The sequence below is a fragment of the Bacillus sp. USDA818B3_A genome, from assembly GCF_009928415.1.
Classification (GTDB): Bacteria; Bacillota; Bacilli; order Bacillales; family Cytobacillaceae; genus Neobacillus.
Map to the genome: position 1 here is coordinate 481,956 of NZ_JAABNN010000002.1, position 22,979 is coordinate 504,934.

The window sequence follows — 22,979 nt, forward strand, 5'->3', positions numbered from 1 at the left end:
TCTAAAACGTTCGGCACATCTAATGTTACTTACTATGAACAATCTCCTCATCCCACTCAATGGTATTTAGCTCGTTAAGGATCGTATGAAGCTTATCCAACGTAGATTGCGATATAGGATGTTCTACTAGATTTTGAAGTGACTTAGATCTCATAAAACCAAATGGGCCTTGAGAGTTAGAGATCCCTGGGAAATGTGACTCTAACACCTTTGATGTCTTTTCTGATAGAAGTATATCAATAACTTTTGTATCCGGAGAAAAGACCGGGTTCAGACCTCGTTTGTTTGGATATACAAAGCGGTAAGAACCAGAACCCATAACAAAGCTAACACCCGCGCTCGATTCCTTTAAATCAACTACATCATCTAACTCAGTTAATGCTGTATTCCCTTCCCTTACATCTTGCAAATCTGCATTTGGCAAAACAATTTCTGCCGTAGTATTAGCTGGAATCTCAATTTCAACCGTTACTTTCTCATGTGTTATACTCCATGCTGAAGTAATCTTCCCATACATAGAATTATGTGTAGCGCGTACATGTGTCAATTCCCTGCCGCCGATTCTTGGCTGAATACGAATTCTTTTATAGGCTGGTAAAGTTTCATCCATATCCAATCCAGCGATCACACGGTACATCCAATCTCCAATTGCCCCATACGCATAGTGATTGTATGAGTTCATATCATCGCTCCAAAATGATCCGTCGGGCTTAATTCCATCCCAGTGTTCCCAAATGGTTGTTGCTCCTTTCGTGATGGAGTACAACCAAGATGGATAAGTATCTTGAAGCAAAAGTTTCACAGCTGTTTCATGATAGCCGTTGTTAGACAGGGCAAAGCATAAATACGGTGTGCCAACAAAACCAGTTGTTAAGTGATAATCGTTTTCTAGGACCAGTTGATTTAAGTCTTTAGCAACACGCTCTTTTCTTTCACCATCAACCAAGTCAAATATAAGTGTAAGGACATGAGCTGTCTGTGTCGGAGCAGCTAATCTTCCTAATGGCGTGATAAACTCATCTTCAAAATATTGCTTAATTTTCTCATGAAGCTCTCCATAAAAAGCAGCATCCTCATTCTTACCTAGCACACTTGCTGCATCACGAAGCAGCTGTGTGGAGTAGGCATAGTATGCAGTTGCAACTAGCTCATTTGGAGTGGCACCAAAGTAGCTGCCCTCTTTTGAATCAAGACCAAGCCAATCCCCGAAGTGGAAGCCCGTGTTCCATTCATACTCATTGTCCCCTTGCACACGAATATACTCCACCCATGCCTTCATGCTGTCATATTGCTCTGCTAGCAATCGCTTGTCTCCATAGCACAAATAAAATGTCCATGGGCAAATTACTGCCGCATCCCCCCATGCTGCCGAAGAATGTCCATTAATTACATTAGGAATAACAAAAGGAACTCCTCCATTTGGAAGCTGATCTGCCTTTAAATCACGCAGCCATTTGGTGAAAAAAGGTCCTCCCTGGTAATTAAATAGTGCTGTACGGATAAAGACTTGTGCATCTCCTGTCCAACCAAGACGCTCGTCACGCTGAGGACAATCTGTCGGAACATCCACAAAGTTTCCTCTTTGACCCCATACAATATTCTGTTGTAATTGGTTAACCATTGGATTGGAGCATTCAAACTCACCGACTGGATCCATATCTGAGTGAATAACTTCACCGATAAAATGATTAAGCGGTAAACCATTCTCTTGCTCTGGGTATCCCTCCACCTTTACATAGCGGAATCCCTGAAACGTGAAATGTGGTGCGTATGTTTCTACACCTTCACCCTTAGTGATATATTCAACGATTTGCTTGGCGCTTCGAAGGTTCCCAAAATAAATATTTCCTTCCTTATCAAGCACCTCAGCATGACGCAATACAATGCGTGTACCAGCAGGTGCATTCACTGTCATTCGAATACGTCCGACCATGTTTTGCCCCATATCCAGTACAGTATCACCAGCAGGAGTGACAAATGAAGAGAGTGGATGAATCCCCTCTGTTACACGAGTTGGACTGTTCTCTTGTGCAACTAGGCTGCCGACTGATGGTGAAGAAACTATTACACTATGCCAATCCCCATCATTGAATTTTGCGTTGCTCCATCCTTCTTTCTCAAGGCGGGCATCATACGTTTCACCATGATATAGCTCGGAAAATAAAATAGGACCTGTACTAGCCTTCCATGTTGTGTCTGTTCCAATAATTTCTTCTGTTCCGTCCTTGTAGCGTATATGCAACTGAAGCAATATAGCACGTTTATCCCCGTAAAGATGACGCTTGTCCTCCCATGTTAAATCTCCTTTGTACCAGCCATCTGCCAGCATGACGCCAACTGCATTTGCATAACTATGCAGATAATCTGTCACATCATATGTTTGATATTGAATACGTTTGCTATAGCTCGTCCAGCCTGGAGCAAGCAATTCATCGCCCACACGCTGTCCGTTTACGTACAATTCATATAAACCGACCCCTGTTACATAGATACGAGCTGAAGTAATACCATCCTTTAATTCGAACTTCTTTCTTAGCAAAGATATTGGCTTTGTCAATTGGTCTAATTCTTCCGGATTCGGCGTAATCCAACTCGCCTTCCATTCGCTCTCATCAAACAAACCTGTTTCCCACCAAGCAATCTCGCTCCATTCTGACTCACGGCCAAAATTGTCCCACACCTTTACCCTATAAAAATAACGTGTCTTTGATGCAAGAGCAGGACCGCTATAAATAATATGAAGGGATTGCTCAGACTTTGTATAATTCGTATCCCATAGGGGTTGTTCAAAATCATCTTCTGCTAAAGCCACTTGATATCGATAGGCGCCCTGCATGGTTCCACGAAGATCTGATTGAATCCGCCAGCTTACTCTCGGCTGTTTAAGGTCGATTCCTAGAGGGTTCTTTCTATACTCACAAGTTACATCTACTACTTGTAATTTAGTCATTTATTTATCACCTTTTCTTTTCTTAAAATATATGTGGCTATTTTACTTCACTGAACCCGCTGTCATGCCTGCTACAATTTTTCTGTTAAAGAAAATAAAAAGGATTAGCGGTGGAATAGAGATTAATAGGATGTTAGTAAATAAAAGGTTCCATTGGGTGTTATACATACTTGTAAAATTATAGAGAGTAAGCTGTAAAGTAGCATTCTCTGCTCCAGGATAGAAATATAACGGATTGACGAAATCATTGTAAACGCCTACTGCAGTTAGAACTATGACTGTAGCAGAAACGGGTTTTAACAACGGTAAGATAATTGAGAAAAATAGTCGGAAGCGGCTGCATCCATCAATCAATGCGGCTTCATCGATTTCACGTGGAATCGTTGCCATAAAGCCTTTGTATAATAGCACTGTAAATGGCAGGCCTAGCGCTACCTCAACAAGCACGATACCAGGCATAGTCTTAAATAATCCGGTTCCGTTTAATACCCAAATGGTCGGCACGATTGCCGGCGGTATAATAAGCCCAGCAAGAATTAAAAAGTTAAAAAACGGAGTAGCTTTACTAACCTTTCGTTGAAGTACATATCCTGACATAGCACCAAGGATAATTAATAGAATGATAGAAAATCCGGTAATTGCAATACTATTAAAGAAAGCACGAACAACCATTCCATCTTGAGTTTCTAATACGACCTTTATGTTTTCTATTAGATGGAAGGAGCTTGGCCAAGCCATACTTAGCAGCGCGGATTCCTGCGTATTTTTCACTGCGTTAATTATGACAAAGTAAAACGGTATACCAAATATAATTAACGTCAATAAAACAGCTATAAATTCCACTGCTAGCTTCCTAATCTTTTTACCCGTTAGTCTCTTTTGTTTTTCTGAAACAATAGATATTGGAGTTACAGATTGGTTTACTACCTTGTTCATTAAATATCCACCTCTTTTTTGTTTAAGTAGGCATATAGTGGGAATGCCAATGCCGAAACTAGTAGGAATAAAATTACGTTTCCAGCTGTAGAAAGACCGTAAAAGCCAGCTTGATACTGCTTATAAATAATGGACGCAATTAAGTCTGTACTAAATCCTGGACCACCCTTTGTCATTGCCCAGACCAGGTCGAATGAACGAAGACCGCCGATAAACGCTAGGATGATAACAGAGTTCATTGCAGGACGACTAAGCGGCAAAATAATATTCCAAAACTTATGCCATGCATTTCCGCCATCAATCATGAGAGCTTCATAATAATCCTCTGGAATGGACATAATCCCTGCAATAAAAATCACAGTTGCCATTCCCACACCCTTCCATACATCAACCAATGCTACGGAAAGAAGGGCTATTTTACTATTACCTAACCAGTCAGGACCTACAATCCCTACTGTCTTTAATACTATGTTAATCAGCCCTTGCGTTGGGTGCATCATCATCATAAAGGCTATCCCTATAGCGATCGTACTTAAAAGTGTTGGGAAGAAAACCATAGAACGAATAAAACCAACAGTTTTAAGTTTCGAGCTGAGAAATACAGCAAGAAGCAATCCAAGAACCACCTTAAGCCCACATGTTACAACTGCATAGATAATGGTATTCTTAAATCCAATATTCAGAGATGGTTCTGTTAAAAATGTCTTAAAGTTTTCTAAGCCGATAAACTTCCAATCTGTAAGTGACCACCATGTCATACTGAAAAATAAGGACATTACGGTGGGCAGCAAGAAAAATAAAAAATAGATAATACCAGCTGGAATGAGAAATGTGTACGTATATGTCCGATTAGTAAGTTTGCTCATTTCTGAATCTCTCCTCTTTGTAATTTGAGTAAAAAGCAGCCCCGTCTTTAATGTGACAGGGCCCCGCCTTTTACTTTCGGTTAGCAGTTTACCAGCCTTGTAAACCAAGCTGCTTCGCTTGTTTTTCTACGTCCTTATCGTATAAAGCAGCCCCTTCTCTCGCCGATCTTATACCGCCTCCTACTTCGGCAGCAATTTGTTCTAAGTTTGGTCCTTTTAATGGGCTTAAGAACTCAAGGGCAGGTGCTGTTTCGCCTTCATCAAAGTATGGCAGCATTTCTTTTACTGCAGCATATACATTATCTGGAAGTTCAACACCCTTAATAACAGATGGACCAGAAGGAACTGATTTAGACATCATCAGTTTTTGTGCCTCAGGAGTAACCCAAAATGCAGCCCATTTTTTTGCTTCCTCTACATGCTTGCTTGTCTTGTTTATATAAATGGCGCTAGGTGTCCAGACAGTCGCACCATTTTTATCAGCGCTATCACCTGGCATTGGGAAGAAACCAATGTTATCAACTTGATTTGGATACGCTTGTGCAATAGCTGGAAGAGCAAAGGAAATCATTGGATACTGTACACCTGTACCTTCCACTAGCATTTTTAAACCAACGTCATAGCCTGTTGAATTGAAATCCTTATTCATGTAACCCTTTTTGTTAATTTCTTCTAGTTTTTCAAAACTTCTGAGTGCAGCAGGTGTTGTTGCAATTTTTGCTTTATTCGCTGTAAAATCCTCCACAAACGATGGATCCTGCGCTAACACGTTATAGTTATCTTCTAAAATCATAATTTGAGTAGTCCAAGTATCCTTGTATGTGCCAATAACCGCTGTTTTGCCGGCTGCTTTAATTTTTTCATTGTTCGCCATTAATTCATCCCATGATTTTGGAATCGAGAGGCCCAGCTCTTTATATACCTTTTTATTGTATAACCAGCCTCCTACACTATAGTTTCCCATCGGAATCCCATATATCTTTTTATTTACCGTTACTGACTGCTTGAAAGATTTATCAAAACTGTCAATATAAGACTCATTTGTGAGGTCAACAAAGTTTTTTTCTGGGTTCAGTGCTTGAAGAAGGGCACCTGAGTTATATAACATTAAGTCCGTCATGTCGCCAGTAGCAAGACGTGTTTTAACAAGATTATCCCCTTCTCCACCACTTGGCCGAGTTTCGATTTCAGTCTTTATGTGATACTTCTTCTCAAATTCTGCAGCTACAGCCTCTACCCCTACAATAGTTTCAGGTGAGTTTGGCAATAATAATTTAAGTGTTGTATCTTTCTCTGTTGAAGAGCTCTTATCTCCGCTGCATCCTGCCAAAATCCCAACAGAAAGAGCTGTACTAAATAACGCTGCTACTATTTTTCTTTTATTCCACATGGTCATTTCCGCCTTCCTTTAAAGTTTTTTAATAGATATTCTTTAATACAAACTAAATTGTAAATGCTTTCACTATAATTCGTAATGAGTGTTTTTTTGTTTTACTTCCACTTTTTTTTGTTTTTAAAAAAAATTATGTATTTAAATGTTGTTTTGGTTTTATTTTCCACTACTTATTCTGAGTAGCTATCTCATATTAGAAAAAATACAAAAAAATAGCCTTGTCCTCCTAAGAAATAAGAGCAAGGCATTTTCATCGATTAATCTTTATAAGCTATTTAATTAAATCTTAAATGTTAAAAGGAATCACGATACTGACCAGGATTTACTCCAACTTGCTTTTTAAATAATTCGGAGAAATATCTATACGTATGGTAACCTACTTTCTCACTGACATACGCTGCCTTATATCCCTCCCGCAGAAGCTCTTTAGCTCGTTCCATCCGCAGCTTAGTCAGATATTTGATATAAGAGATTCCCATTTCCTCCTTAAAGAGTAAACTGAAATAGGTCGGGTTCATCCCAACATAATATGATACATCCTGTAGTTTTAAATCCTTTGAATAATTATCTTTTATAAATGCACACGCTTTCTCTACTGATTCATGCTTCTTTTCTTTTCTAACCTCGAGTGACCAATTCATAATCATTTCCATTCGAGATCTCAGCCAGCTAAACACACTTTCTTTTGTGTTCAGTAATCTTATTTCCACGTGTGGTAAAAAGTCTGTTTGACTTATTCTTGAAACATCTTCTCCCGTTTCTTTTGCTACTTCTAATGCTAGATACATTAGTCTCAAAATCTCACGTTCCATAAGGTCCGGACTTAAGCTATTAACATCAAGATTCTTAATAAAGGCATCAAGTTGGTGGAGTACCCCGGCTTTATCACCAGTTCGCATGCAAAAAATAACTGCATCTTCATATACTGAGAGACCATCCGGAATATTGGGATTTTCTCCAATCTCCTCAAACCTTGTCCATTCTTCCTTTTCCAAAAACTGACCATATCGCAACGTTTGCAGTGCTTCTTTATAGCTTTTGGAGGCATCCGACAGATGTTGATAGGTTCGCCCAGAACCTATTGTCATTCCATATTCGCTTGGCCAATATAATAACTGATTCCATAGCTCTGTAGAATCTTCTTGAAAATGGAAGATGACAAGCAAGTGTTCATTTCCATTTCGAATAGGTACAGACAGGTAAGAAGAATGGCTTTTTAAATCTGGACTTCTCTTTGAAAGTGCAAGGACTGTAACTGCCGCAATACCCTCTGCATCTTCACCAAAACTTTTCCTCCATTTAGGTAATGCTTCATCCCCTTGAAGAAGTAAATCTAGTGTTGCCTTTTCAATCAGTTCGTTCCTACTGTCCTCTCTTGAATTCCGCTCACTTACTAATTTAAGTATTCTCTGAATACTCTCATCGATCATTTGTATGCTAATAGGTTTCTCCAGATAATCGGCAACCCCAAGCTTTAACGCTTTTTTTACATATTCAAATTCATTAAACCCGCTAAAAACAACACAAATAACTTCAGGAGCAACTTCTAATATTTTCTCAACAACCTGTAAGCCGTCCTGGCCGGGCATATGGATATCCGTAAATACAATATCAGGAGAATGTGTTTCAACTATATCTATTGCAGCATGGCCATCAGTTGCTGTTCCAACTAGTTCAATTCCGTATTTAGACCAATCGATCATCATTTGCAAGCCTTGAAGGAAAACATATTCATCATCAAATATGACTGCTTTTAACATTTATCTATTCCCCCATGAAATCTAATCTCTATACTTGTTCCTTCATGTACTTTTGACGTAATGGAAAGCGTACTATCTTGCCCATAGAATAGCTTAAGTCTGTCGCGAACATTTCGCAGTCCATAACCGTTTTCAGTAGCCTGAATATCCTCTATTCCCACTCCATTATCAGTGATGATAAAGGTAACCCATTCATCAGAGACTCTTCCTATTAACTCTATAACCCCTTCACCCTTTGGCTCTATACCGTGACAAACGGCATTTTCAATGATTGGCTGCAGTAAGAGTTTAAGTATCTTTTTCTCCATTAAAACAGGTGCGACATCCTCTATATACCGAAAGCGGTTTCGATTGCGCATATTCTGAATGGTCAAATAGTGTTGTATATGCGCTAATTCCTTTGAAACAGGAATAAGGTCTTCCCCCTTGTTCAAACTTAATTTAAAGCTTTCTGACAAAGCGAAGGTCGCCTTAGCAATATCCTGTTGGTTATTTACCACTGCCATCCAATAAATATCGTTTAAAGTGTTATATAAAAAATGGGGCTTGATTTGTGCCTGCAAAGCACGGAGCTCCGCCTCACGCTCTTTTAATTGTGCCAGGACAAGCTGTTCATTTAACTCTTTATGCTCTACAGTTATTCGCTGAAATGTCTTACCAATCACACCGACAGTGTCCGTTTCGTCATCTTCTCCGAAACCCCAAAAGCCCTTGGACCAATCTAGTACCATTTTTTTCAGGTGCAGCAATGGCTTGGAAACCTTTCCGGATAAAATGTAAGACATAAACAAAGTTATTAAAGCAATAGCCAGAGAAATAAGGGCTGTTATTGTACCAATCTGATTAGGCTGTTTTAATAGATCCTTCTCTTTGATCACACTTGTGAATGTCCAATCAGTTGTCTCATTAATATAACTACTTACCAGATAGCCTTTTTGTTCTAATTTTTGAATGATGATTGAGGTGTCATTATTTTGGCTGAAATCCTTAGATAATTTCGTAGGATTGCTATAAACCGTATTTACTCCTTCCTGAGATGAATCAAATATTACCATCTCACTTTTATTTTCATCATTAAAAACTCTTGAGAACATTCTTTTTTTAATATTTACAACTAGTAAGCCTATTTGTCTAGGATTGAAGACATTTTGTGGATCTCTTAATAATTTAACAGATGAAAAAGTAGAGTTGGAATTTTCCGGTGCTAAAACATTATACCCTAAGAATATAGGCTGTCCCTGAGCTTCTACACTTCTTTTATACCATTCCGAATGCGAAATACCACCGTAAATTCCTCCTGTATCATATTTACCTTGGCTGCTAGGATTACCGTAACAAACAGGCCGAAAATATACATCAAACAAACAAACTGAATCAATATCTTGTGTATCAATTGAATAACTAGAAACTAAACCTTGCATTTTGTCCGCTGTGTTCTTATCTAATACAATTTTCCCCTCTTCAAAATATGCAGCGCTATCAATTAATTCTTGTCGAACATCCTTGTTCCAGATAATGTTTCTCTCTATATTAATTATATTTCTGAATAATAAATCAGCTTGTTCACTCGATGTTTTCAAATGATTTTTTGTTGTTTCCAATTGATTTTGAACTAAAGTATCTTTTGCTATATTAAATGATATAACCCCTAGCAAAACAAGAGGAAATATGGAAAGGCAGATCATTAAAAGAAAATATTTATACCTAATATTATCCTGATACAAATGTTGTTTAAATTTTCTATAAATCACACTCATAATTGTCCTTCCTTTTTAGAAAGTATTTCAATAATTATAGCAAAAAGATTAAGTTTTGAGGGATTGTTAAATAATTACACTAAATTGTCCTAGATTAGCTAAATATCGTAAAAAGAACCACGAAAGTCCTACTTCACTGTAGACTTTCGTGGTTTATTTGTATATGAACTTTGTGACCATTTTGTGACCAAAATCACCAAAAAGAACGATATCACCAAAATATTGTCAGACTATTCTATAATATCTATACTTCAATTAATGAGTTTTCACTATTTTTGCAAAACTTAAATTTGTAAGTGTTTTCATGATTAATAGTATAGGAGGAATGGGAAATGAAAATTAATTTTAAAAGTCTCACAACTCAGGTTGTAATCGCTATCGTTCTTGGTATTATCTTTGGTGCTCTATTTCCTAAAGAAGGTGCTGAATTAAAAGTTTTATCGGATATCTTCGTCAAAATGATTAAAATGGTTATTGCACCGATTATCTTCTTAACGATCGTCGTTGGGATTGCTGGAATGGGAGATATGAAAAAAGTCGGCAGAATTGGCGGTAAAGCATTATTATATTTTGAAATCGTATCCACTATTTCCCTGGCGATTGGGATTCTCTTTGCCACCATATTCAAACCCGGTGCGGGTGTAAATGCACACAGTGCCAAAGGGGATATTACCCAATTCACCAAACAAGCATCTGAAGGAAGCCATAGCTTCATGGATTTTATCATGGGTATCATTCCTGATAACTTTATGGGGGCAATGGTGAACGGAGAGCTATTACCGATTCTTTTCTTAGCCGTTCTATTTGGAATTGCCTTATCTGGGCTTGGTGAAAGAGGAAAATCAGTGATTGATTTTTTTGAAAAACTATCAGAAACTTTCTTTCGGATTGTAAACATTATTATGTACTATTCACCTATTGCAGCGTTTGGAGCAATTTCTTATACAATTGGTGAATTCGGTATCGGTTCACTTGTTTCACTTGGAAAATTGTTCGGGTTAACTGTTTTAGCAATGGTAGTATTTATTGTAGTTGTTTTGGGCGGCATTGCTAAGTTCTATAAATTTAATATCTTTCAATTTATTAAATATATCAAAGATGAAATCTTCTTAGTTCTCGGAACCTCCTCATCTGAATCGGCTCTTCCTAAAATGGTTGAAAAACTGGAGAAATACGGCTGTTCCAAGTCAGTGGTAGGTCTTGTGGTTCCTACTGGATATTCTTTTAATCTCGATGGGACATCCATCTATCTTTCTATGGCTGCTCTTTTCATTGCTCAGGCATTTGGGGTGCATCTAAGCTTTGGTCAAGAAGTCACATTACTAGGCGTGTTAATGCTTACTTCAAAAGGTGCAGCGGGTGTAACTGGTTCTGGATTTGTTACGTTGGCTGCCACATTAGCGGCCTTTCCAAGTGTACCTGTTGAAGGAATTGCGCTCCTGCTAGGGGTTGACCGTTTTATGTCTACCGCTCGTGCGTTAACAAACTTAATTGGTAATGGAGTCGCAACAGTGGTCGTATCTAAAATGGAAAACGAATTCGATGAGACTGTTACCTCCAAGCAATCTATTAGTAAAACTGCATAAACTTTTACTATACGAGAATCAAAACTTCAGCCACGAGAATGTGGCTGAAGTTTTTTTAGAGGTAAGAAAAAAATTAAGCTATAATGGTAGAAAAGCTATCAAAGGAGGTTCATCATGGAGCCTATCAGAGTCTTGATTGTCGAAGATGATCCGATGGTCATGGAGATTAATGCTCAATTCGTTTCCAAGCTTCCTGGCTTTAAGTTAGCTGGAAAAGCTTTTACTGGTAAAGAAGCCATTTCATTAATCAATGAAGGAAAGCCAAATCTCGTTTTGTTGGATTATTTCTTACCAGATACAAACGGACTTTCTTTGTTACATACCATTAGAAGTAACGATTATCCAATAGATGTGATTCTCTTAACCGCCAATCGAGATCCACACCATATTCAGGAGATATTTCGAGCTGGGGTTGTGGATTATATTGTCAAGCCATTCCGGTTTGACCGTTTTCAAACAGCACTTGAACAATATCGTCATTCTTTTAAAAAATTCCAGGAAAATAGACCATTTGAGCAAGCTGATTTGGATAAATTAGCAGGAGTGCAACTCAAAGGGGTAGAGGTAGAGGATCTCTTGCCAAAAGGGCTGAATGATAGAACCCTCAAGCAAATAGTGGAATTTCTAAAAGGACAGGCCGAACCTCTTTCTTCAGAAGATGTTGCCGCGGGAATTGGCTTGGCACGTGTAACGGTTCGCCGTTATTTAGACTATCTAGAGAAAAAAGGCGATATTGTAATGGAAATTCAGTATGGTTCTGTTGGCCGTCCAATGAATAAGTACAGGTTATAGCCTTTTTTTGAAAATATGGAAAGGGGTGATCTTGTGCGAAAAAAAAGACCACGGTTTCGGTTTCGCCTTCAAACAACGATTACCTTCTTAGTCTGCGGGGTTGTGGCTCTGGCTTTATTTGTTACCGATATGCTTATAAGTAACGAGATTGGCAGCACAACATATAAAAACCAGTCAGAGAAAGCGATGAATATTGCTAAAATGATTGCGCATTCCCCCATTATCATAGAGGGACTGCAAAATCCGCAAACCGAGAAGAAGATACAAAAGTTCACCCAAGAAATGACTAAAATCACAAATGTTGAATTTATAGTTGTGATGGATATGAACGGAATACGTAAATCACATCCAAAGCCAGAGAAAATTGGCGAACGCTTCGTTGGCGGTGACGAAGGGCCTGCTCTCCATGGTCATGAAAATATCTCTACCGCAAAAGGGACATTAGGCTATTCGTTAAGGGCCTTTACTCCCGTTTTCTCAGACAGCGGCCAACAAATTGGCGCTGTATCCGTTGGTATTTCACTTAATAAGGTGAAAGAGGCTGTAAAAAATAGTAAAGAGATTATTTATCTGGCTGTGGTCTTTGGTGTCCTTATTGGGATTATTGGGGCGATTTATTTAGCAAGGAAGATTAAGAAAAGCATGTTTGGTCTAGAGCCTTTTGAAATTGGAAAATTACTAGAAGAGAGAAGCGCCATGCTTCAATCTACCAAGGAAGGAATCCTCGCAGTGGACCAGGATGGCTCTATCACATTGATTAATAATGAAGCAATGCGTTTATTTAAAGAAGCGGGAATCAATGACAATCCCATGGGCAATGCTGTTAACCAATATCTGCCTGAGCTTCAGTTACAAAATGTTTTGGAAACAGGGAAACCCCTTTTAAATGAAGAAATTAATTTATCGGGAATTACCCTATTAGCTAATCATCTTCCAATTATTGTTCGTAATCAAATGGTGGGAGCAATCACTACTTTCCGTAACAAAACGGAAATCAATCAGCTAGCGGAAGAACTGACTGGTGTTAAACTCTATGCAGAAGCCTTACGAGCACAATCGCACGAATTTTTAAATAAGATGCATGTGGTTTTAGGATTAGTTCATTTAGAACAATACGAAAAGTTAGCCGATTTTATTGATCAGATTTCCGACCATCTTCACAGTGAAGTCGGTTATGTGATTAGTAAAATTAAGGATCCCGCTTTAGCAGGATTTGTTCTAGCAAAAATGAGCTACGCCAGAGAATTGGGGTCTGAGCTGTCTTTTTCTGGGGATGGTATCCTGCCTGAACCAGCAACGCCTGAAACCACTCATGAGTTAATCACGATTATTGGAAATTTAGTTGATAATGCTTTAGAGGCCTTAACAGATTGTGACCAGCAAAATAAAAAAGTTTCCATCCATTTTGACTATTACGAACATGAGCTTGTCGTTGAAGTAGCAGATAATGGCCCTGGGATAAAAGAGGATTTAGTTGAAATGGTATATTTGAAAGGTGTGTCCACAAAAGGATATGACCGTGGAATTGGTTTATACCTTGTACGAAGGAGCTTGGATAAGCTCCAAGGCCAACTAGAGCTTTCAACAGAAGCTGGAAAAGGAACGAGATTTACGGTTACGATTCCCTATTAAAGATAAAAAAGGGACATTCTCTCATTTGCCCATAAGAGAATGTCCCTTTTATTGTGCAAATTCCAAAGGCATCTTATTAGAAAAGCTTGAACATCCATATTAAATACAGCGGTAGGAGAAATCTTTGTTTTTCACTGCCAAATTTAAATAGGTGAACTCACCTAAAAGGAGAGAGCATTTTATTTCCGTTCTACCCTACATAAGTTAATTGTTTATCGTTACGAACTTGTGGCATAATCTAAAAATGCCTTGAACTTGATTTCCTTATTACATATTACATCAGGCTCTTCATAACCAGGGTTCCTTGTTGATTAAAAAGTATTCAAACATACGGCTGAAAAATGCCCACTTATCTTCTTGAGAAGGAAATGGATAAAATACCCGCAAATTCCTCCAAAGGTCGAATATAGCCTTACTGAAAAATGCTATTTAAAGAGTGTTGTTGTTTAATTTCCTGTATGGATAGATTTAAATTATAGTTCCCATGATCGAGAAGTTTATTGAGAAGTTGATTCAATTGGTCTTGGGATTTAACTTTTAATTTTAAATGGTAACAGCCTTGCCCAGATACTCGGTGAGCTTCAACTACTTCTTTTCGATCTTTAATAAACCGAATAAAAGCATCATGATTTGCTGATTTCATATGAACAATGACAAACGCGGTAAAGATCAACCCCAGCTTCATTTCGATAAAAATCATGATATTATTTATTATTTTATTGTACTTAATCTTTAAATGAGGTGAAACAAATGAGCACAGCTTTAATCATTGTCGATATTCAAAATGACTATTTTCCAAATGGAAAAATGGAATTAAGCAACCCAGAAAAAGCAGCCGCTAATGCTGCTAAAGTTCTTGAATGGTTTAGACAGAATAACAAAGATCATATTTTTCATGTTCAGCATATCGCAAGTAGTCCAGAGTTAGGTTTCTTTCTTCCAGATACGGCGGGAGTTAAACTACATGAAAGTGTTCTACCATTAGAGCACGAAAGTATTATCAGAAAACATTTCCCTAACAGCTTTTTAAAGACTGAATTAGAAAGCGAATTAAAAGGAAAAGGAGTAACCAAGGTAGTAGTTGTAGGTATGATGACACATATGTGTATTGATGCAACAGTTAGAGCTGCAGTGGATTTAGGCTTTGAAACCACACTTATTGAAGATGCATGTGCGACAAGGGACTTATCTTACCAAAATAAAGTGGTACCAGCTGAACAGGTTCACTATGCGTTTGTCAGTGCACTTAACGGTATGTATGCTAATGTAATTACGACCGAGGAATTCCTGCAGCAAAAAGTTAAAACTACCTTGTAGAACCAATAAATATAAACGGGAGTTTATTTTAAAAACAAGCTCCCTATCTGATGGCTAATTTTGGCCGCATTGATACTCGTTACTTGGTTAGAGTTTCATATGTTTATTTGCTGAGCACTTCCTCAAAAAAATACTGTATTGGGAACCCCATATAGTTATGTATGTCATTTTATCAAAAAATATCATTAATCCAATGAGAATCATTAAAAAGCCACCGGTTTTCATTAGTAACGCTGAATATGTTAATATTATTTTTGTCTTGCTGATGAAAAACGCCATTACTGTAAAAGGGATACAGAACCCCAATGAATAGGCAGCAATATTAAAAAAAGTTTGGGTAGGATACATAATATTAGCATAATTGCTCCAAAAATAGGTCCTATGCAAGGAGACCACCCTGCTCCAAAAACTATTCCCACAATAACCGAATTAAAAAATCCCACTTTCTTTTTTGTATAGTGGAAGCGATGATCTTTCATTAAAAAACTTGGTTTAAAAATTTCTAATATAAAGGTTCCCATTGCTACAAGAAAAATGCCACCTAGCATTCTTATTAAATCATTATAGTCAGCAAAAAATTTTTCGATGAAACTCGCTGAAAAACCTAATGCAAAATAAACTATTGTAAAGCCGATAGAAAAATAAATAGAATGTAAAAGTACTGTTTTTCTAGTGTTAGGATGACTTTGCTGATTTTTGATTTCTCCTACAGTTACCCCAGTTATATAAGAGATAAATGATGGATATAAAGGTAGACAGCAAGGAGAAATAAATGCTAATAATCCCCCTGCAAATGCGACCCATATTGTAATTTCTGTCAATAAATCTCCCCCTTTAACATGCTATTTTAAACATAACCTGCTTAAACTAATGATGATACACACTCTGCATTGATTATGCAGTAATCACATTCGGAATTGTTGGTAATCCAAAGATGCCAATTTATTCTCCTTATTCTTAACCTCCTTTACTCGGATTTGAACGTATTATATAGTCATATGAATCACGCAACAAGTATGCACTTTCTTGACGCATACTATCGATGACGATAGTGTAATGATGAGAAGAATCCACTTTTATTCAATACTGTTGATTAGATTGTTCACCCTACAAACTAATTACTTTCATTTTACTAAAATGATCTTCTATTAATTGTAAAGCTTGATCCTCGTCAATCCCATCAGCCTTAATAATAAATTGAGCACCAGGTCTAATTCCCAAGGACATGACATCCATTATAGAATCGAGTGAGTAGTTTAATTCAACCGTAATCCCCTCATATTCGAGAACTAGTTTTGATAAATATTTATTAGAACTACCAACTAACACTCTAGCTGGACGGGCAAATCCCGTACTCGATAAAATATATTGTCTTTCGATCATTGTTCACGTACCCCTATCATACAATCGCTAAATACAAATAATAGGAAATGCGATTATTGGACTTTTATATTCTCATTGCTTGGGTGACCGAACAAACAGAAGTGCTAATACTGCGCCAATAAATGCCGCCATACCACACCAGAAGAATGCTTGTTGATAGCCTTCGTTAAGAGTTACAGCTATCCCTCCTGTAGCACTAGCTGTTGCTGCCGCTGCAACCGACACCATAATCGCTAAACCAACCGCAGATCCAACCTGATATGTCGTATTATACAGGCCTGATGCTAGACCAGAATCCTCTGATTTTGCCTCTGCCACAGCGGCTGTCGTTGCTGGGAGATAGGCCAGGGCATTCCCAAGTGCTGCTAATACCAGTGGGACAAATACATCACCCCAATAAGTTCCATCCACTGTATTACCTGAAAATAATAGTCCTGCAATACCGAGTATGATAAATCCGATCATCATTGTTATTTTCATACCCAATTTATTCATAACCCTTTCAGCTAGAACAATCATGAATATAGCCATCAGAATCGGCGCCGGCAGCATTCCCATTGCCGCTTTAAAAGGTTCAAATTTCAATACTTGTTGCACGTATAAAATAAGGAAATAAACTAAAGGGAACCAAGATGCCGATAATAAAATAAGCGAAATGTTCCCTGCTGTTAAATTAGGAGTCTTAAAGATGCTAAGCTGAACTAATGGCTCTTTTCTAAATACTTGAATAAGGATAAAGATGATGAATAAAACAATACCAAGTCCTAAAGGTACTACAGTTGAAAGTGCTTGCCATCCATTATGTTCTACATTTACGATACCGAAAACAATTAAAACGAGTGCTGTTGTAACAGCAATAGCACCTGCATAATCAATACGACCTGTTTTTGGCATGCCTTTTTGTAGAAGCTTTGGCGCTAATAGTAAAACGATAAGACCGACAGGAACATAAAATAGTAATGTCCATCGCCAACTAAGTAATTGTGTCAAAACACCGCCAAGAACGATACCAATAGCACCGCCTGCTGCACCTGAAAGCCCCCAGATTGCTAGTGCCTTCCCTAATTCTTTCTTATTAGCAGAAAATAAAATCATAACAATTGAAAGTGCTGACGGTGCAATTAAAGCCGATCCAACACCCTGGATTGCTCTTCCAATGTTCAATGACATTTCATTCCAAGCTAATCCAGCTAATAAAGACGAAACAGTTAAGATTGAAACACCCCACATAAAAATGCGTCGGTGACCAAATAAATCAGATAGTTTTCCTCCTAAGAGTAGTAATCCCCCAAACATAATAAGAAAGGCGTTCATAACCCATTGTAAATTCGCCTCCGTATATCCAAGTGCACCTTTAATAGATGGTAAGGCAACTTGAACAACAGCTGAATCCATCATTACTATAAAATTCGCAAATCCCAATAAAGCCAATGCTTTCCAACGCTTCGGGTCAGCTTGTGCAATTGTTTGTGAATTTGTAGACATAATAAACCCTCCTCAAAACTTAAAATTAGATACGTAGTTTATGAGATTGATATGAGCATGAGAGATGCGCTCAAAGTCCATAAATTTTTGTTAACTTATTAATTGTTCTCTATCTATTCGCTCCAAAAAATTATTGAATGTCTCCCGCTTTTTACCCATTTGTGAATATACAGTAATAATCTTTTCTACCACTACGTACAATTCGTCTGGTGTAAGATTCTCCATCAGCAAGGAACCAACCTCAGCGTCTTTACCTTTTGCTTTTCCTCCAACATATAAGTTGTAATGATCTTTAATTTTCATAACACCTATGTCGCTTAACATTGGTTCACCGCAACCTATAGGGCAACCTGTATAAGCAACCTTTAGGGTAAATGGTACAGGTTTTCCTGCTATACGGCGATTTAACTCTTTTGCCACCGGCATACCTTCTTCTTTTTCCCCTTTGCAAAAATTACAGGTCCGCAAGCTCTTTACGTAGTTTCCTACTGGATAACATACTAATCCAACATTTTGGAATTCTTCTACGATTTCTTCTTTCATATCTTCCGGGATTTCCATATAGAGTTGTTGGAATGTTGTTACCTCAAGTTCCTCATCTTCATTCATATATTTGGAGACTGTCAGAAGTTGTTTGGAGTTGAGTTTTGCCCCAAACCCTATTCCACCATTTATGGCGATTTTAATTTTTTTTACCCCATTCTCCATGCTATTTTCTCTCCTTTTAACTATTTAACTACTATACACGGGTAAGGTATATGAATTACTGGGATATACCTGCCACTACATAATGTGACAGGTACTATCAGGTTTTTATGTTTAAAATCTTTCTTATTTCATCTATGTTTTGTTCAAAACCAATCAGGACTTTTGATTTCCTCATTAAAAAGGATTTCTCTTTAAACACAAAGGTTGGCACAATTCTTGTACCGGATATTTTAACTAAATCTTCTCTTTAGAAGGTCGTTTCGTTAAATCATATTCAATATACGATATGTTATTTTTGGAAAGAAACTCTTTCCCTGCCTGACAATCCGTTCAGGTAGGTCTCGTATAAAGCTCAAGTTTTACTTTTGTCATACACACACATCCTTCATTATTTAACTTCTATAACAAATGGGTACACATTGACCTGTCCGTGAAACTTGAATTCCGCCCAAAGCTTATAAATCCCCGGCTTATCAAATTGTGTTTCAAATACAGTTTTACCATTCGAAACTGGATGGACATGGATATATTTCTCCCCAGCTTCGTCTAGTATGACAACATGACCTAATGCGCCTAAATGTGGCTCAGGTTTTGCATCCTTTACATCAAAATTAAGAGTTATCTCCTTGTTGACCTCAAAGGATTCAGTAGTTAATTCAACTGTTTGACCATTGATGGTCTTTGTAAAATCCGAATCGGCAACGAGTTCGTTAACACCGTGTTCATGGTGCGTTTCACCAACATGGAATTTAATAGGCATTACTGAATATTGAAGACCTTTTGGTTTTATGTCAACGAACGCTTTATAAGAATCACCAACTAAACTTACCTTCTGTTGGTAGATTCCATCACCCTTTTTCTCTGGATGTAAATGATGGTACTCTTTTAAGTCTGAACTTACGACAATAAAATGCATGTATTTTTCATGGGAAACTTCCAGTTCCGGAACATGATTATTTTTATCTTTTAGCTCAATGGTGATTTCTCCGTTAGCATAGGATACTTTTGGTGTAACCTCGCTAGTAGTGTTTGCACCATGATTCTCGTGCTCTTGATCACTATGTTGATGATTCATGCTTTCTTCCTCCTGTGCAGTAGTTGCACGATTATCGTGTTCCTCTGATTTTGGATTAATACTTGCATACACACTATAACCAGCGATCACAATCCCAAGGTAAACGATTGCCGATATTGCCCAAATCATTATGCCTTTTTTCAATTAGCCTCTTCCTCTCCTTTTAAGCCTTTAACTTAATCCTCTGAAGTCTGAGTGCGTTAAGAACAACCGATACAGAACTAAATGCCATCGCCGCACCGGCTAACCATGGTGCTAAGAAACCTGCAGCTGCGATTGGAATTCCAATGACGTTATAGGCAAGCGCCCAGAAAAGATTTTGCTTAATATTTGTTATTGTCTTCTTACTCATGAAAATCGCGTCCGCAATACTAGTTAAATCGCCACGAATAAGGGTAATATCTGCTGCTTCCATTGCCACATCAGTACCTGTACCGATTGCCATACCGATATCAGCTGTCGCAAGTGCCGGAGCATCATTAATTCCATCTCCTACCATTGCTACTTTTTTGCCTGCTTGCTGAAGCTTTTTCACTTCTTCTGCTTTTCCTTCTGGTAAAACTTCTGCAATGACTTTCTTAATTCCAACTTGGTTGGCAATTGCTTGTGCGGTTTGGGTATTATCCCCTGTAATCATTACTACGTCTAATCCCATACTGTGCAAACGAGAAATAGCTTCCTTGGATGTTTCCTTTATGGTATCCGCGACAGCCACAATCCCTGCAAAACGTCCATCAATAGCTACTAACATAGCTGTCTTCCCTTGCTTCTCCAAGTTCTCCATCTTTATTAATTCATCTTTTACATTGATGTTATGTTTCGCCATGAGTCTACGAGTACCAATGAATAATTGTTTACTATTCACCATGGATTGAATACCGAAACCAGGGATGGCTTCAAATGAATCAGATGCCCCTAGTTCAATCCCTTTTTCCTTTATACCTTCAACGATTGCTTCAGCAAGTGGATGTTCCGAGTTTCTCTCAGCCGTACCAACCAGCTTTAGAAATTCCTTTTCATCTATCGCCTCTGCTAAAATAACATCTGTTAAAGATGGTTTTCCGTTTGTAACCGTACCCGTTTTATCAAGAATAATGGTATCTAATCGATGTGTTGTTTCAAGGTGTTCCCCACCTTTAAATAAAATCCCAAATTCAGCTGCACGACCCGAGCCAGCCATAATCGAAGTCGGTGTTGCTAATCCTAATGCACAAGGACAAGCGATAACTAATACCGCAATAAATTTCTCAAGAGCGTCCGCAAAATCGCCAGGATTCACAGCGAAATACCATACAAGGAAGGTAATAATTGCTATTCCTACAACGATTGGTACAAATATTCCTGAAATCACGTCAGCTAATCGCTGAATCGGCGCTTTAGAGCCTTGTGCTTCTTCAACTACCTTAATAATTTGAGCTAATGCTGTATCTTTACCAACTTTTGTTGCTTTAATTTTCAGGAAACCATTTTTATTAATAGTTGAACCAATAACGTTATCTCCAATCGTTTTATCAATTGGAATACTTTCACCGGTCAACATGGATTCGTCTAGGGCTGATCTGCCTTCAACAATCTCACCATCAACAGGTACCTTTTCACCTGGTTTTACATAAACAATATCCCCTTCTAAAACTTCTTCAATTGGGATTAACATCTCTTGTCCATCACGAACAACGGTTGCATTTTTCGCCTGTAGTCCCATTAACTTCTTAATCGCCTCAGAAGAACGGCCTTTAGCCTTTGCTTCAAAGAGTTTTCCTAATAGAATTAAGGTAATAAGAACAGCACTTGTTTCATAGTAAAGTTCTACCATATGAGAGCCGGAGCCAATCGAGTTAATACTTAAATATAAACTATAGAAATAAGCAGCTGATGTACCAAGTGCAACAAGCACATCCATATTTGCACTCTTATTTCTTAATGCTTTATAAGCTCCCACATAAAACTGCTTACCAACAACAAATTGCACTGGTGTTGCCAGGGCTAATTGAACCCAAGGATTCATTAACATATCTGGCAGCCAAATAAACCGTGTAAATTCAAAGTGGCTAACCATCGCCCACAGTAAAGGGAATGACAAGATAAGGGAGAAAATAAACTTTCCTTGCTGCTTTTCTATTTCCTTTTGACGATGGTCCACTTGTTCTCCTGTATTTTCTTTCGTTTGTTCAAGGGTATACCCTAACTTTGTAATAGCCTCTTTCATTTCGGAGACAGAGACCTGTTCTGGGTTATACTCCACAAGGACCGTTTCTATCGCGAAATTGACAGTAGCTTTTCCAACGCCATCTAATTTATTTAATCGTTTTTCAATTTTATTCGCACAAGCAGCACAAGTCATTCCTGTAATATCAAATTCCACTTTTTCCTTTACAACATCATAGCCTAAATCCTGAATTTTCTTTTGGAAATCCTGATCAGATAGCATTTCTGGATCGTATTTGATGGTGGACTTTTCAAGTGCTATATTAACATTCGCCTCTTTCACGCCATCCATTTTACTGATCCCTTTTTCAATTCTTGAGGCACATGCCGCACAGGTCATACCTGTTATTTGGAAATTTGTTTCTTTTATTACATTACTCATAATTAATCTCCTCACTTTCAATATACTGGAGGGGGGTATATTTAATTGTTAAAGATAACGCGCTTTTTTAGAGCACGTCATTTTAACATCCTATTCAACATCATAGCCCTGGTCATCAATTGTTTCTTTGATCTTGCTTAAGGTAACTATAGCAGGGTTAAATTCTACATCTACATTTCCTGTTTCCAATTGAACTTTTACTGTTTTAACACCCTGTAACTCTCCGACGCTTCCTTCAATCGATTTTACACAATGACCACAAGACATTCCATTAACCTTTAAAGTTATCTTTTCCATAAATAAGCACTCCCATCTATTTTTTCATTAATTTTTCTATTGTTAAAAGAACTTCATCTAAAACTTCTGTATCACCCTCGTTTATTCGTTCCAAAACACAAGTTTTTAAATGTCCATCTAGAAGAATTTTTGCCACACTGTTTAATGCAGACTGTGTAGCAGAAATTTGTGTAATAACATCATCACAATAAGTATCTTTTTCAATTAATCCTTTTATTCCGCGAATTTGACCTTCTATTCTGTTTAATCGAGTAACTAAATTTTGCTTTACTTTATCAGAATGATGACTCTTTCTTTCTTTACGAAGATGACAATCATGATTCATGTTTTCATCCATTTAGCCTCACCTCTATACTAAATTTACTATACCCCCCTATAGTATGTCAATAATAAAAAGTCCATTCTGATTCCTTCTTTATATTCTCTTACTGCCATAAGGTTAAATTCAGCTATAT

The 22,979-nt window shown here is 37.8% G+C and carries 19 protein-coding genes and 1 pseudogene; 4 read left to right on the plus strand and 16 right to left on the minus strand.

Annotated elements, in window-relative coordinates:
- Nucleotides 1-25 precede the first annotated feature (25 nt).
- From GXK58_RS05365 to GXK58_RS05390, 6 genes are all read right to left on the minus strand, one after another.
- Nucleotides 26-2,950 carry an alpha-L-rhamnosidase gene (locus tag GXK58_RS05365; protein WP_160720564.1) on the minus strand — a complete coding sequence of 975 codons (2,925 nt, stop codon included), beginning with the start codon at nucleotides 2,948-2,950 and terminating at the stop codon, nucleotides 26-28.
- Between the two features lie 42 nt (nucleotides 2,951-2,992).
- The gene (locus tag GXK58_RS05370; RefSeq protein WP_160720566.1) at nucleotides 2,993-3,886 is read right to left on the minus strand and encodes a carbohydrate ABC transporter permease; all 894 of its coding nucleotides are present in this window, start codon (nucleotides 3,884-3,886) and stop codon (nucleotides 2,993-2,995) included.
- Nucleotides 3,886-4,752 (minus strand): carbohydrate ABC transporter permease, encoded by an 867-nt coding sequence (locus GXK58_RS05375; RefSeq protein ID WP_160720568.1) that lies wholly within the window; start codon nucleotides 4,750-4,752, stop codon nucleotides 3,886-3,888. The genes GXK58_RS05370 and GXK58_RS05375 overlap by 1 nt, the downstream gene beginning before the upstream one ends.
- A gap of 88 nt (nucleotides 4,753-4,840) precedes the next feature.
- The gene (locus tag GXK58_RS05380; protein ID WP_160720570.1) at nucleotides 4,841-6,142 is read right to left on the minus strand and encodes an ABC transporter substrate-binding protein; all 1,302 of its coding nucleotides are present in this window, start codon (nucleotides 6,140-6,142) and stop codon (nucleotides 4,841-4,843) included.
- Nucleotides 6,143-6,438: 296 nt separating this feature from the next.
- Nucleotides 6,439-7,905: a response regulator transcription factor gene (locus GXK58_RS05385; RefSeq protein WP_160720572.1), complete on the minus strand. Its 1,467-nt coding sequence runs from the start codon at nucleotides 7,903-7,905 to the stop codon at nucleotides 6,439-6,441.
- Complete coding sequence (locus GXK58_RS05390; RefSeq protein WP_160720574.1) at nucleotides 7,899-9,662, minus strand: sensor histidine kinase; 1,764 nt, start codon at nucleotides 9,660-9,662, stop codon at nucleotides 7,899-7,901. Before GXK58_RS05390 ends, GXK58_RS05385 begins: the two co-directional genes overlap by 7 nt.
- Nucleotides 9,663-9,994: 332 nt before the next feature.
- Here GXK58_RS05390 and GXK58_RS05395 point away from each other — a divergent pair, with 332 nt between their 5' ends.
- The 3 genes from GXK58_RS05395 to dcuS all read left to right on the plus strand — a co-directional run bounded on the left by GXK58_RS05395 (nucleotide 9,995) and on the right by dcuS (nucleotide 13,672).
- Nucleotides 9,995-11,248, plus strand: a complete 1,254-nt coding sequence (locus GXK58_RS05395) for a dicarboxylate/amino acid:cation symporter (RefSeq protein ID WP_160720576.1) — start codon at nucleotides 9,995-9,997, stop codon at nucleotides 11,246-11,248.
- A gap of 114 nt (nucleotides 11,249-11,362) precedes the next feature.
- Nucleotides 11,363-12,040, plus strand: coding sequence for a response regulator (locus tag GXK58_RS05400; RefSeq protein WP_160720578.1), 678 nt, complete (start codon nucleotides 11,363-11,365; stop codon nucleotides 12,038-12,040).
- A gap of 33 nt (nucleotides 12,041-12,073) precedes the next feature.
- Nucleotides 12,074-13,672, plus strand: a complete 1,599-nt coding sequence (gene dcuS / locus GXK58_RS05405) for a DcuS/MalK family sensor histidine kinase (RefSeq protein ID WP_237389573.1) — start codon at nucleotides 12,074-12,076, stop codon at nucleotides 13,670-13,672.
- A gap of 218 nt (nucleotides 13,673-13,890) precedes the next feature.
- On the opposite strand, the pseudogene GXK58_RS27680 reads toward dcuS, so the two are convergent.
- Nucleotides 13,891-13,956 (minus strand): annotated as a pseudogene (locus GXK58_RS27680) (hypothetical protein); the annotation flags it as partial.
- A gap of 128 nt (nucleotides 13,957-14,084) precedes the next feature.
- On the minus strand, nucleotides 14,085-14,357 hold the full coding sequence (locus GXK58_RS05410; protein WP_237389574.1) for an Lrp/AsnC family transcriptional regulator: 273 nt from the start codon (nucleotides 14,355-14,357) through the stop codon (nucleotides 14,085-14,087).
- Between the two features lie 65 nt (nucleotides 14,358-14,422).
- Here GXK58_RS05410 and GXK58_RS05415 point away from each other — a divergent pair, with 65 nt between their 5' ends.
- Nucleotides 14,423-14,989: a cysteine hydrolase family protein gene (locus tag GXK58_RS05415; protein WP_160720583.1), complete on the plus strand. Its 567-nt coding sequence runs from the start codon at nucleotides 14,423-14,425 to the stop codon at nucleotides 14,987-14,989.
- A gap of 278 nt (nucleotides 14,990-15,267) precedes the next feature.
- Here GXK58_RS05415 and GXK58_RS05420 read toward each other — a convergent pair whose 3' ends face one another.
- The 8 genes from GXK58_RS05420 to GXK58_RS05455 form a co-directional block, all read right to left on the minus strand.
- A complete protein-coding gene (locus GXK58_RS05420) occupies nucleotides 15,268-15,810 on the minus strand; it encodes a cytochrome c biogenesis CcdA family protein (protein WP_337248162.1) in 543 nt (180 codons plus the stop codon).
- Nucleotides 15,811-16,096: 286 nt separating this feature from the next.
- The gene (locus GXK58_RS05425) at nucleotides 16,097-16,372 is read right to left on the minus strand and encodes an HPr family phosphocarrier protein (protein ID WP_160720584.1); all 276 of its coding nucleotides are present in this window, start codon (nucleotides 16,370-16,372) and stop codon (nucleotides 16,097-16,099) included.
- Nucleotides 16,373-16,444: 72 nt separating this feature from the next.
- Nucleotides 16,445-17,857, minus strand: coding sequence for an MFS transporter (locus GXK58_RS05430; RefSeq protein ID WP_160720585.1), 1,413 nt, complete (start codon nucleotides 17,855-17,857; stop codon nucleotides 16,445-16,447).
- A gap of 90 nt (nucleotides 17,858-17,947) precedes the next feature.
- Nucleotides 17,948-18,565 carry a nitrite reductase gene (locus tag GXK58_RS05435; RefSeq protein ID WP_160720587.1) on the minus strand — a complete coding sequence of 206 codons (618 nt, stop codon included), beginning with the start codon at nucleotides 18,563-18,565 and terminating at the stop codon, nucleotides 17,948-17,950.
- Nucleotides 18,566-18,953: 388 nt separating this feature from the next.
- The gene (locus GXK58_RS05440; protein WP_160720588.1) at nucleotides 18,954-19,784 is read right to left on the minus strand and encodes a hypothetical protein; all 831 of its coding nucleotides are present in this window, start codon (nucleotides 19,782-19,784) and stop codon (nucleotides 18,954-18,956) included.
- Between the two features lie 19 nt (nucleotides 19,785-19,803).
- Entirely contained in the window at nucleotides 19,804-22,227 is a 2,424-nt protein-coding gene (locus GXK58_RS05445) for a heavy metal translocating P-type ATPase (RefSeq protein ID WP_160720590.1), read from the minus strand.
- Nucleotides 22,228-22,317: 90 nt separating this feature from the next.
- Nucleotides 22,318-22,524, minus strand: coding sequence for a copper chaperone CopZ (copZ, locus tag GXK58_RS05450; RefSeq protein WP_160720591.1), 207 nt, complete (start codon nucleotides 22,522-22,524; stop codon nucleotides 22,318-22,320).
- 16 nt (nucleotides 22,525-22,540) lie between these two features.
- A complete protein-coding gene (locus GXK58_RS05455; protein WP_160720593.1) occupies nucleotides 22,541-22,861 on the minus strand; it encodes a metal-sensitive transcriptional regulator in 321 nt (106 codons plus the stop codon).
- Nucleotides 22,862-22,979: the final 118 nt, after the last annotated feature.